9 protein-coding genes are annotated in these 12,037 nt (G+C 38.9%); 4 read left to right on the plus strand and 5 right to left on the minus strand.

Annotated elements, in window-relative coordinates; translation table 11 throughout:
- Positions 1–98 precede the first annotated feature (98 nt).
- Positions 99–302 (minus strand): amino acid transport protein, encoded by a 204-nt coding sequence (locus BLV99_RS07665; RefSeq protein ID WP_086184755.1) that lies wholly within the window; start codon positions 300–302, stop codon positions 99–101.
- Positions 303–520: 218 nt separating this feature from the next.
- Between BLV99_RS07665 and def the strand changes: the two genes are divergently transcribed.
- Complete coding sequence (def, locus tag BLV99_RS07670; RefSeq protein ID WP_092689358.1) at positions 521–1,036, plus strand: peptide deformylase; 516 nt, start codon at positions 521–523, stop codon at positions 1,034–1,036.
- A gap of 121 nt (positions 1,037–1,157) precedes the next feature.
- The gene (locus BLV99_RS07675; protein WP_092689360.1) at positions 1,158–1,526 is read left to right on the plus strand and encodes an endonuclease domain-containing protein; all 369 of its coding nucleotides are present in this window, start codon (positions 1,158–1,160) and stop codon (positions 1,524–1,526) included.
- A gap of 94 nt (positions 1,527–1,620) precedes the next feature.
- Here the strand turns inward: BLV99_RS07675 and BLV99_RS07680 are convergent, their stop codons facing one another.
- Together BLV99_RS07680 and metH are read right to left on the minus strand one after the other, a co-directional pair.
- Positions 1,621–2,385 (minus strand): hypothetical protein, encoded by a 765-nt coding sequence (locus BLV99_RS07680; protein WP_244516293.1) that lies wholly within the window; start codon positions 2,383–2,385, stop codon positions 1,621–1,623.
- Positions 2,386–2,744: 359 nt separating this feature from the next.
- Entirely contained in the window at positions 2,745–6,437 is a 3,693-nt protein-coding gene (metH, locus tag BLV99_RS07685) for a methionine synthase (protein ID WP_092689363.1), read from the minus strand.
- Between the two features lie 435 nt (positions 6,438–6,872).
- On the opposite strand from metH, the gene BLV99_RS07690 reads away from it, so the two are divergent.
- Positions 6,873–8,492 (plus strand): inorganic phosphate transporter, encoded by a 1,620-nt coding sequence (locus BLV99_RS07690; RefSeq protein ID WP_092689365.1) that lies wholly within the window; start codon positions 6,873–6,875, stop codon positions 8,490–8,492.
- A gap of 172 nt (positions 8,493–8,664) precedes the next feature.
- Here BLV99_RS07690 and BLV99_RS07695 read toward each other — a convergent pair whose 3' ends face one another.
- Both BLV99_RS07695 and BLV99_RS07700 read right to left on the minus strand, forming a co-directional pair.
- Positions 8,665–10,215 carry a hypothetical protein gene (locus BLV99_RS07695; RefSeq protein ID WP_092689367.1) on the minus strand — a complete coding sequence of 517 codons (1,551 nt, stop codon included), beginning with the start codon at positions 10,213–10,215 and terminating at the stop codon, positions 8,665–8,667.
- A 331-nt stretch (positions 10,216–10,546) separates the two neighbouring features.
- The gene (locus tag BLV99_RS07700; protein WP_004648195.1) at positions 10,547–11,164 is read right to left on the minus strand and encodes a rhomboid family intramembrane serine protease; all 618 of its coding nucleotides are present in this window, start codon (positions 11,162–11,164) and stop codon (positions 10,547–10,549) included.
- A gap of 158 nt (positions 11,165–11,322) precedes the next feature.
- Between BLV99_RS07700 and nfuA the strand changes: the two genes are divergently transcribed.
- Positions 11,323–11,961: a Fe-S biogenesis protein NfuA gene (nfuA, locus tag BLV99_RS07705; protein WP_086184749.1), complete on the plus strand. Its 639-nt coding sequence runs from the start codon at positions 11,323–11,325 to the stop codon at positions 11,959–11,961.
- Positions 11,962–12,037 lie beyond the last annotated feature (76 nt).

Below are 12,037 nucleotides of genomic sequence, written 5' to 3' on the forward strand. Positions count from 1 at the left end.
ACATGAGTCTGATTCAAACTTGTTGTTATGCATCATGGCAGTAAAGAATGAGATGAGACATAGTATCTATATAATACATGGCATGTTTCTGTCGCAGTTTAAAGTCGAATAAAATAAGGCAAGATTGAGAGCAGTATACCTATAGATGTCAACATTGCTGTATTTTCAATGAAGTAGGGAAAAATCATCAGTACTAAACCACAGACTAAAGGCACAGTCACTTTTTGTTTTTTACCATAAATAAAATAGCCCAAACCTATAGAACTAAAAAGAACGCCGAGCAAAAGTTGAGTAGTGTTCATCTTTATTATGCTTATGTGGAATTGGGCTTATTATAAAGTAGAAGATTAAATTTAGCTTAAATGATGATGCTTTTTAGGGTAAATATAAAATCAATAACTCTTGATTCATTTTGAATGTGATCGCCTCAAAATAATATAAAAAAGATATGCTTAATATTGAAGGAACGTTTGTCTTATTAAAATTTGACATGGTTAAACTGAAATAGAGGAAAGAAAATATGAGTGTCATTTTACCTGTAGCACAACGTGGAGAAGTCATTTTAACTTTGAAGGCTGCATCAGTTGTAGAGTCGGAATTGAATAGTTCATGGTTAAATGAACTAGCCACAGCCATGCAAGCCACCATGCTTGAACGTAATGGTGTTGGGATTGCAGCTCCGCAAGTGTATGTGTCTAAACGGGTCATTATCGTGGCTTCACGTCCAAACCCTCGCTATCCCGATGCACCTGAAATGGATGCTGTGGTGATGGTCAATCCTGAAATTTTAGAACAGTCTGAAAGTACCATTTTAGGTGAAGAAGGCTGTTTAAGTGTGCCTAATGAGCGTGGGCAAGTGGCTCGGTCGGAAATGATTAAGGTGAGATATTTGACGTTACAAGGCGAGTCAGTTGAAGCCGTATTTCATGGTTTTCCTGCACGGATTGTTCAGCATGAAGTTGATCATTTAGATGGGGTGTTGTTTGTGGAAAAAATGGCTATTTCATTAATAGAATCCCTCCCAACCTCCCTTTAAAAAAGGGATGGGTTGTCATGTGAGTAAATATCTACGTGAACACCTTTCTTTAGCAAAGTAGGGTCGATGGATGATTAATTTCTGGCTTATAATTTAAAAAAATAATAAGAGCTTATAAATTATGCAACCTTATAACAAGAACTTAAAACTTCCATCGCGTGATTTACGAAGCAATATGACCGATGCCGAGCAATGTTTATGGCAAAGATTACGTCGTAAGCAAATTTTAGGACTACAGTTTTATCGACAAAAGCCAATTTTAAATTTTATTGTGGATTTTTATTGCCCCGTAGCGAATTTGGTCATTGAGTGCGATGGTGGACAGCACTATACAGACGAAGGTTTGGAGGCAGATCGAGTGCGGGATGAGGCATTGGCTCAGTTGGGATTAAAAGTTTTGAGGTTTGATAATGGGCAGGTTTTGAATGAAACTGATGCGATGGTAGAGCAGATTTATTATATTGTTAACCTAAGATTAGAATCCCCCTAAATCCCCCTTTTTGTAAGGGGGACTTGTCATGAATTTAATGGTGGTCGTGGATTCGCGGAACTCCCTCCTTTTTTAAAGGAGGGTTGGGGAGGATTTATTTAAATATTTTTTCACCAAAAATATTATAGTCATGCATGATTGCCTGAAAAGATTTTGAATCAGCTGCTTTATCTAAATTGCTTATAACAGTTTCATATACTTTATTGCTTTGATCTTCTGAAATGCCACTGACCTTTACTTGGATTTCTCTAGCCTTATCTTTCATATAACCTAATAAATATTCAGGCATTACCAAATTTGATGGTCGTAGAATTCCTTGTTTAAGTGCAACTCTACTAGCTCTCATCTGTTTTGAATATTTTGAACTTATAATACCTATGATTAAGAATGTTGGTAGTTTCGTGAAAGTATAAATATCTTCATCACCTGAAAGTACATCGATGCCAATACTTCTAAGAAAATAACGATTAATGTTGGATGGAAAATTTAAATATTCAGGTGTTTTTTCTATTTCAGTAAAAGGGAAGATATGCTGTTCATACTGATCTAAATTGGAAGTATTTCCTAAAAGAAAATCTCTTAGATGAGCTTCAGCTCGATTGGTTTGTTTCAGAAAATAATCAGATTCATCATTAAAGTTATTATTTTGTCGTTTAATGCTTATTAAGGTTCGCCATGATAGTGATGCACAGAACTTAGAGAGCCATTCTTTGTAAGATGAAATATATAGTTCTTTGTCTAAACTAGGCAAAAATATTTGTTCTGAAAATAGCTTCTCCCATCCTGAAAATAAAATTTCACAGTTATGACAAAGTAGATATTCTTTAGGAATATCTTGTTGCCTTTTATTCAGTAGCACTGGTTCGTTTCAACCATTTACCTACAAATTTTGGAATTAAATGGCTTTCTTTTAAATTAGTTTCATCTTGACAAAGAGCACAAATTCCATGCATTTACAGACTCATTAAAATATTGAATAGTTTGTTATTTGATCTTATAGAAAATATTCGAATGCAACAATAATCCCTCCCAACCTCCCTTTGAAAAAGGGAGGAGCTGTCACGTAATTCATTTAATCACATGACATACCCCTCTTTTTTAAATGAGGTGAGAAGCATTGCTTCGCAAGAGGGGGATTCAAAAAATTTGCAATAAAAAATCCCCTCAATCGAGGGGATTTTTACTCCCTTTTTTATAAAGAAGGGTCAGGGGATTTACTTAAATATCAATCGAATCATCCAAGTTTGGCATCAACCAACGCTTCGCTTCATCCATAGACCAACCTTTACGCTCTGCATAACTATCTAACTGATCCTGTGCAATCTTACCGACATTAAAGTATTCAGATTGTGGGTTGCTGTAATAGAAACCACTCACGCTTGAAGGTGGCCACATCGCAAAACTTGTGGTTAATTGGGTGCCAATCTTATCGGTAGAACCCAACCAGTCAAATAAAACTGCTTTTTCAGAATGTTCAGGACAAGCAGGGTAACCCGGTGCAGGTCGAATCCCGACATACTTTTCTTTAATCAAGTCTTCATTTGACAGTTGCTCAGAGGCTTGGTAGCCCCAGAACTCTTTACGAATACGCTCATGTAAATGCTCAGCAAAGGCTTCGGCAAAACGGTCACCTAAAGATTGCGCCAAAATAGCAGAATAGTCATCGCCTTTGGCTTTGTATTCATGGGCCATTTCTTCTGCACCAAAGATTGATACAGTGAAACCACCGAGGTAATCTTCAAGGTTTGTTTCTTCAGGTGCAATAAAGTCTGCCAATGATAAATTTGGTTTCTTAGAGACTTTATCTGACTGCTGACGGGTATGTTCAAACTGATGCGTTGCTGTTTGATTTTCATCATAAATGGAAACCGTGTCTGCACCTGTGCGTTTAGCCGAAGCGATATTAAAGACGGCACGAGCATCAAAACGCTTATTCTCTACAATATCTTTTAACATCAGTTGGGCTTGTTCATACAAATCTGTTGCCGCTTCACCGACAATTTCATCGGTCAAGATCGCAGGGAACTTGCCAGCTAAACTCCAAGAAATAAAGAATGGTGTCCAGTCAAAATAGGGCACTAAGGTTTCAAGTGGATAATTCTTCAGGACTTGGCTGCCGATAAAATTTGGTTGAGGTGGAACATAGTTGTCCCAGTCAACGCTTAAACCATTTTTAATCGATTCTGCATAAGACAATTTTGCAGCTTTAGGCTGTTTGTTGGCAATACGCTCACGAACTTTTTCATATTCAGCACGATGCTCTGCAACAAAAGCAGGTTTCATTTCTTTCGATAGCAATGTTGTTGCAACACCTACCGCACGTGAAGCATCGGCCACATAAATCACAGCATCATTAGAATATTGCGGATCAATTTTTACCGCAGTATGCGCTTTAGATGTTGTTGCACCACCAATCAATAGTGGAATATTAAAGCCTTTACGCTGCATTTCTTTGGCAACAAAAACCATTTCATCCAACGATGGTGTGATCAAACCTGACAGACCAATGATGTCACATTTTTCATCAATGGCCGTTTGTAAGATTTTTTCCGCAGGCACCATTACGCCAAGGTCAACAATGTCATAGCCATTACAACCCAGTACAACACCTACAATGTTTTTACCAATGTCATGAACGTCACCTTTTACGGTGGCCATTAGGATTTTACCTTTCGAGTGGCTACCTGATTTTTCAGCTTCGATGTATGGGTTTAACCATGCTACGGCTTGCTTCATCACACGAGCCGATTTTACCACTTGCGGTAAAAACATTTTACCCGAACCAAATAAGTCACCAACCACGTTCATGCCATCCATGAGCGGGCCTTCAATTACATCTAAAGGTCGAGTAGATTTTAAACGGGCTTCTTCGGTATCGACATCAATAAATGCAGTAATACCTTTAACCAACGCATGTTCAAGACGTTTTTCTACAGGTTGATCACGCCATTCTAAGTTTTCAACTTGTTTTTGTGCAGCACTTTGACCACGGTACTGTTCTGCAACTTCAAGTAGTTTTTCAGTTGCATCCTGACCACTTTCACCTTGATTCAGGTTGCGAACAACATCTTCAACTGCATCTTTGAGTTCTTTGGGAATATCATCGTAAATTGCCATTTGGCCTGCATTTACAATGCCCATGGTCATGCCTTGTTTAATGGCATAATACAAGAACACCGAGTGAATCGCCTCACGTACAGGTTCATTGCCACGGAATGAGAACGATACGTTCGAAACACCACCTGAAATCATGGCATGGGGAAGATTTTGTTTAATCCAACCTGTCGCTTCAATGAAATCAACCGCGTAGTTATTGTGTTCTTCAATACCCGTTGCCACAGCAAACACGTTCGGGTCAAAAATGATGTCTTCAGCAGGGAAGCCCACATCATTAACCAATACATCATACGAGCGTTTACAGATTTCACGCTTACGTGCCGCAGTATCCGCTTGTCCGGCCTCATCGAAGGCCATGACAATAATAGCAGCACCGTATTGACGGCATAAACGTGCTTTATGTACAAACTCGTCATAACCTTCTTTTAAGGAAATCGAGTTAACAATCGGTTTGCCTTGTACGCATTTTAAGCCGGCTTCAATGATTTCCCATTTTGATGAGTCAATCATGATTGGTACTTTGGAAATTTCAGGCTCGGACGCGACTAAATTCAGGAAATGCACCATCGCACCTTGCGAATCGAGCATGCCTTCATCCATGTTAATGTCGATGACTTGTGCGCCTGCAACCACTTGTTGTAGTGCAACATCAAGTGCTTCAGCAAAATTTTCTTCACGAATTAAACGTAGGAATTTTTTTGAACCTGTGACGTTGGTTCGTTCACCGACATTTACAAACAGTGAATCATCATAAATATTAAAAGCTTCTAAACCACTTAAACGACAGGCAGGTTTAATCTCTGGGATTTGACGTGGCTTAATATCTTTAACTGCATTGTAAATAGCACGAATATGGTCAGGCGTAGTACCACAGCAGCCGCCAGTAATATTAATCAAACCACTCATCGCAAATTCTTTTAAAAATGCTGCGGTTTCTTCTGGTGTTTCGTCATAACCACCGAAAGCATTGGGTAAGCCTGCATTGGGATGGGCTGAAACGAAAGTATCTGCAATATCCGCTACAGTTTTTACATGCGGGCGCATGGCATCTGCACCTAGCGCACAGTTAAAACCTATCGAAAGTAAATCGCCATGACGTACCGAGTTCCAGAATGCTTCAGCAGTTTGACCCGTTAAGGTACGACCTGAAGCATCGGTAATGGTGCCTGAAATCATCAGGGGTAATTCACGACCAATTTGATTGAAGACTTCTTTCACGGCAAAAATTGCAGCTTTACAGTTAAGTGTATCGAAAACAGTTTCAATCAGAATGATGTCAGAGCCGCCCTCAATTAAGGCATGTGTGGCTTGAATATAATTTTCTTTGAGTTCATCAAAAGTGACATTACGAAAAGCAGGGTCATTTACATTGGGTGAAATTGAACAGGTACGTGATGTTGGTCCAAGTACACCTGCGACAAAACGAGGTTTATCAGGGGTTGAATATTTTTTACAGGCTTCTTTGGCAATACGTGCTGCTTCAAAGTTAATCTCATGAACCAAATCTTCCATGTGGTAATCCGACATGGAAACACGCGTACCATTGAAACTATTGGTTTCAATAATGTCTGCACCTGCATCCAGATAGTCTTCGTGAATACCTTGAATAATATGCGGTTGCGTCAGCACTAAAAGGTCATTATTGCCTTTTAAGTCAGAGGCCCAGTCAGCAAAACGCTCACCCCGATAATCTGCTTCTTCTAATTGATGGCGTTGAATCATGGTGCCCATAGCACCATCAATAATCAGGATGCGTTTGGTGAGAAGCTCTTTTAGGGTGGCAAGCGTGGACATAAATAACCCCAATCCGATGGAATACAAAATGGGCATGATTTTAGCAGAATTACACTACATTTGAGGAATATTCAGCCGACTTAGTAAGACACAGTTTTTAAATAACCCTATTTGTGCTGAATTTTTCATCGAATTGAAATATGGCTCAGCTATGATCTGAGTCCAGATAAGAAAAAAATTGAGTGATGAACGGAATTAGAAAGATTTTTTATGCAGTGATCCAAATATTTTGAAATATTGCGGCGCAATTTATTTTGAGCTTCAAAGATTGCAAAATGATGGATTTAAAAGAATTTAGCTTCCTAAAATAAAGCGGGAGTGATTTAAATTAGCTCAATTGTTAAAATTTGGCTTTATATGGCACCTCTTTGTCATATAATTGTCACAATTAAATTGAACAATAAGGGGATTTTATTATCCCCTTGAACCGTCTGCATGAATTCTAATATTCCTCCCGTCCAAGATCAGGTGCAATCCGTGCCACAGAAATCGACGAATGTGCATGTTGCCACACCGAAATTTTTTATGCCGGTGTTTTTAACGGTTATTATTTCTACTTTGGTGTACATCGGCTTTCAACTTGCAGCTGATTTGTCACATGTTCCAACTTTAAGTTTATATTCCGTTATTCTTTTAGCCACTGCACTTTTGATTGCCTTAGGCTTTGAATTTGTTAATGGTTTTCATGACACTGCCAATGCGGTTGCTACAGTCATTTATACCAATGCTTTATCTGCACCTGTTGCTGTGATGTGGGCAGGCTTTTGTAATTTTCTTGGTGTAATGGTTGCAAGTGGTGCTGTTGCTTACGGCATCATTGCTTTATTGCCTGTCGAGTTGATTATGAATGTCAGCTCTGGGGCAGGTTTTGCCATGGTTTTTGCCATGCTAATCGCCGCTATTCTTTGGAACTTAGGGACTTGGTTCTTGGGTATTCCAGCGTCAAGTTCACATACCTTAATCGGTTCGATTTTAGGTGTGGGAATTATGAACTACATCTTGCATGCAGGTAGTGGTGCTAGTGGTGTAGATATGGACCAAGTAATGAAAGTCGGCAAAGCCTTGCTGTTTTCACCTTTAATTGGTTTTGCTTTTGCTGCGGTCGTATTCTTGTTAGTGAAGAAAGTTTTCAAAAAACAAGTCGAACTTTTTCAACCGCCTGAAGGTAATAAGCCACCACCGCCTTTAATTCGTGCCATCTTAATTTTTACCTGTACTGGTGTTAGTTTTGCACATGGTTCAAACGATGGTCAAAAAGGTATGGGCTTAATTATGCTCATTCTGATTGGTGTTGTACCGCTAGCGTATTCGTTGAATAAAAACTTAGATACTCAACATATTCAGTCATTTGATCAATTATCAAATCAAACTGCGGCTGTTATGTACGCCAATCACAGCAATATTTCGGATACTCACGCACGTGAAGTTTTGACGTCATACATTCAAACCAAAGAAATGAATAAAGACGTCATTCCTGCTCTAGCAAGCTTAACGGATCATTTGGGTGATCGTGTGGCTAAGTATCGTGATTTAAAAGATATTCCTGAAGCAGATACATCTATTATTCGCAATGATATGTATTTAAGTAGCACTGCATTTAAGCGTTTAGATAAAAATAAACAGTTACCTGCAATGTCGGAAGCACAAAGCAAAGTGGTTAAAGAGTACCGCTCTAACCTAGACTCGTTCTTACAATATATTCCGACTTGGGTGAAAGTTGCAGTGGCACTGGCACTTGGTTTAGGCACCATGGTGGGCTGGAAGCGTATTGTGGTGACAGTCGGTGAGCGTATTGGTAAAAACCATATGACTTATGGTCAGGGCATGTCGGCTGAACTTGTGGCAATGACCACCATTGCAGCGGCAGATGGTTTTGGTATGCCAGTTTCAACCACACACGTTTTGAACAGTGCGGTTGCGGGTACTATGGTTGCCAATAAATCAGGCTTAAACTTTGCAACAGTGAAAACCATTCTTTCTGCATGGGTCTTTACTTTACCAGCAACGATTTGTTTATCTGGTGGTTTGTATTGGTTGTTCTTACAGTTTGTTTAAACAAGCTATATGAAATAAAAAACGCTGCAATTGCAGCGTTTTTTATTGGTTTTTTGATGTGGTCTGACTTTTACAGACGCTTAGAAGAGAGTAGATAAACTACCTATGGTGAATAGTCATCTTGTATTAAAGCCAAAACTGAGTTTCAGCTTTAATCGGTTAAAGATAAAAATTACTTCTTAAATAATCCGTATATTTTCTTCATCGGTAATTTATCATTGGCAAAGCCATAGATTGCTGCAAAAGGCAGAGCGGTACGTGCTAAATAAGCCACACGCCATAAACCACCATGGTTTGCACCTTTCATCATTAATTCTAAAGGATGGGCCAAAGGGGTTTCTGGATTGGCAACCGAGTCAGGATTGCGTAAGTCATGAACCCATAATGCTGCCATAAGCGCATTGGTGGTTTCTGGACTAAATGATTCAACATCAAACAGACTGGCGCCATTAAATGCAGCTTTTAATAACGGATTTTTAGTCACCGAATGGGTTGTGGTCGAGGGTGCAATATTAATACTGACACGTTGTCCAGAGTGACGAGCTAAAGTTGCACGCCACTGTTGAATGCGTTTTGCCAAAGCATAGTTGGGGCCTTGTTCCACCACCAAACAATCGGCAATACCATATTCCTTGCCATTATCAGAAGAAATTAATGTTTTTAGATTTTCTTTGAAAAAATGCTGACCCGAAACAGTGGAAATACTTTTGCTAATAATTTGCTGGGTTTTAGAGCGTTGTTGGAACTTTTCATGTGACGCCTCTACCACCTCTTTAGGAACGGCATAGACATCGGTTGGCGTACACATAAACATTAAACTGGTGTCAGCCTTTCGCTCACTCACGTATTGCATAATACTGTCCATGGCCATAGAGACACGAACATGTTTTTCACCATCTAAATAAGCAATCGCTGCTAGATCAAGCTGATGTTCACTTTGAGTCAGCCAGTGTGCAATTTCTGGTGTTTGAGTCAGTAAATCAGCCCCCAATTTTTTTTTCAGCGTGGCAGTTGGGGTATTTTCATCTAGCTTTTCTGCGCAGGGTGCATATAGCGTTGCATTGCCTTGTTGAATCGTCTTTAAAATTTTGTCCCAAACACGGCTATTGGGTAAATCGACAGCCACGATGTTGGCTTTCCATTTAGATAACCACGTGAGGGGGCCTGCTTCAGAGCCTGCACCAAATAAGACCATGGTACGGTCAGAAAGATTAAACCATTCAGGATGGGCCTGTGCTGCACGTAAAGCATCTGCATGGCTAAGCTCAATAATTCCTGCATCTTGCCATGTTTGAATTTGGTCTAATAAAGCCTGACCTTGCAATTTTTGTCCTTTATAAGGTACATACCATTCAGGTGCAGCATGACTTTCACCTTTAAGCTGAACGGTATGCAAATCTGCTGTGTCGACATCATTCATGATGTCTTTGAGTAAATAGCGTTGACCATTGCGATAAAAATCAAAGCTATGGTGGGCCTTGTGTAAGCCTTGTTTTGCGATGGTAATCGGATTGTTGGTGCTACGAATACCGTGTTCAACCAAAGCTTTAAAATAGATAGGATAATTTTTACGCCAATTTTTTTCTGTGAGTGCATCCATTGATGATTTATTGTCAACAATAGAAAGGGCTTCAGCAATAATTTCTTTACCTGTCTGGGATGTGCTGGCTTTATTGCTGGCTGGATTGATTGGAAATTGAAGACCATCTAATGAAGTAGACATGCAAAATATCTCGTTTTTTTGATTGTTAATATACAGATGTCTACATTATCTATGCCAAATTGATTTATGGGTTAGCATTTAATGACAAAATTGTGTAAATCTTTTTTAAAATAATTTTTTTTACAATGATTTTAGCGTCTTGAGAAAGAAGGGCAACAGCGCTTTAAGCTTTAAATCCACCATCTTAAAAGCTCAGTGTATTTGACAAGATGTTCAGAGCTTTTTTAATCATGCCACGATCAAATTCAATGACATAATCAGAATTTGATTTTACTCTAAAAAGGACGCTGAATTTTAACGTCCTTGAGTATTGATAAATGAAGCATAAATTTTAGAAAGGAAGTTGCATCAGCTTATTTAAAAAGTGTGGAATCACACGTGGTTCTATAATGATGGTCATGATCACACCGTAAGCTGCTCCCCATAAATGGGCACTATGGTTGATGTTTGAATTGCCACGTTTGCCAGACCAAATACTATAGCCGATATATAAAATGGCAAAAATAATCGCAGGCACTGGAATAAAGAACACAAAAATCAGTTTCCACGGTTCAAATAAAATATACGCAAACAAGACTGCTGAAACTGCGCCAGAGGCACCTAGACTGGCCCAGCGATGGTCATTTTTATGTTTTAAATAACTGGGAATAATTGCGACAATTAGACCGCCTAAATAGAATAAAACAAAGCCAAGATCAAAAAAATACTGTCGATAAAAACTTTCAATTACACTGCCAAAAAAGAACAGCGTAATCATATTGAAGATTAGATGTGCGCCATCTGCATGTACAAAACCATGAGTCACAAAGCGATCATATTGCCCACGTTGCATTGCAGGTGGCCAAAAAATAAGGCGGCTCATGACTTTCTGATTTGAAAATGCAATCAGTGAAACAACCACTGTAATGAGGATCAAGCTAACAGTATGGTTAAAAGGTAAATCTAGCATAAAGTGAAGGTTCAGCTTTTAGATATTTGTTTTAATAATGCCATTAAATGAAGGGCTAAGATGAAATTTTATAATAATTCCGACAATTTTAGTTGATTTTTTTTTATTACCCCGCATCTTCAGTTAAAATAGCCACTTCAGCTTGAGGAAATATTATTATGTCGACTGAGAACATCAGCGCTGCAGTTGCAGAAGAAATTCCAAATTTATTGATTACGCCAACAGCACAAGAGTATTTGTTTGATTTACTTGAAAAACAAAATACACCAGGTATTGCTGTACGTGTTTTTGTGGAAAATCCTGGTACGCCACGTGCTGAATGTTGTATGGCATATAGTGCGCCTGAAGAAATTATTCCTACAGACTATAAACAAGATTATCCAAATTTTGCGGCTTATATTGACGCGCCATCTATCCCATATTTGCTAGATGCTGTGATTGATTACAATAAAGACCGTTTTGGTGGGCAATTGACGTTCCGTGCGCCAAATTCAAAAGTGCCACGTGTGGGTGCAGATGCTTCAATGGAAGAGCGTATTAGCTATGTATTACAAGCCGAAATTAACCCCGGTCTTGCTGGACATGGTGGTAACTGTGCTTTAGTTGAAATTGTTGAAGATGAAGAACATGGTTTAACGGCTGTATTGAAATTTGGTGGTGGTTGCCAAGGTTGTTCAGCCATTGATGTCACACTAAAACAAGGTGTTGAAACGACCTTGAAACAGCATATTCCTGAATTATCTCGTGTGGTTGACCAAACGGATCATACTCAGGCAGAGGGTGCTTATTTTAAATAATTTTTGAAATAAGTTTAGGAAAACCTCCAATTATGGAGGTTTTTTTATGTAGAAAATAAGCATAAATTTTTGAGCT

Source organism: Acinetobacter kyonggiensis (assembly GCF_900107285.1).
GTDB lineage: Bacteria > Pseudomonadota > Gammaproteobacteria > Pseudomonadales > Moraxellaceae > Acinetobacter > Acinetobacter kyonggiensis.

Bases quoted from the DNA above. Each gene is read 5' to 3' on its own strand.
- BLV99_RS07665 (WP_086184755.1), bottom strand. From the start codon at position 302: ATGAACACTACTCAACTTTTGCTCGGCGTTCTTTTTAGTTCTATAGGT.
- def (WP_092689358.1), top strand. From the start codon at position 521: ATGAGTGTCATTTTACCTGTAGCACAACGTGGAGAAGTCATTTTAACT.
- BLV99_RS07675 (WP_092689360.1), top strand. From the start codon at position 1,158: ATGCAACCTTATAACAAGAACTTAAAACTTCCATCGCGTGATTTACGA.
- metH (WP_092689363.1), bottom strand. From the start codon at position 6,437: ATGTCCACGCTTGCCACCCTAAAAGAGCTTCTCACCAAACGCATCCTG.
- BLV99_RS07690 (WP_092689365.1), top strand. From the start codon at position 6,873: ATGAATTCTAATATTCCTCCCGTCCAAGATCAGGTGCAATCCGTGCCA.
- BLV99_RS07695 (WP_092689367.1), bottom strand. From the start codon at position 10,215: ATGTCTACTTCATTAGATGGTCTTCAATTTCCAATCAATCCAGCCAGC.
- BLV99_RS07700 (WP_004648195.1), bottom strand. From the start codon at position 11,164: ATGCTAGATTTACCTTTTAACCATACTGTTAGCTTGATCCTCATTACA.
- nfuA (WP_086184749.1), top strand. From the start codon at position 11,323: ATGTCGACTGAGAACATCAGCGCTGCAGTTGCAGAAGAAATTCCAAAT.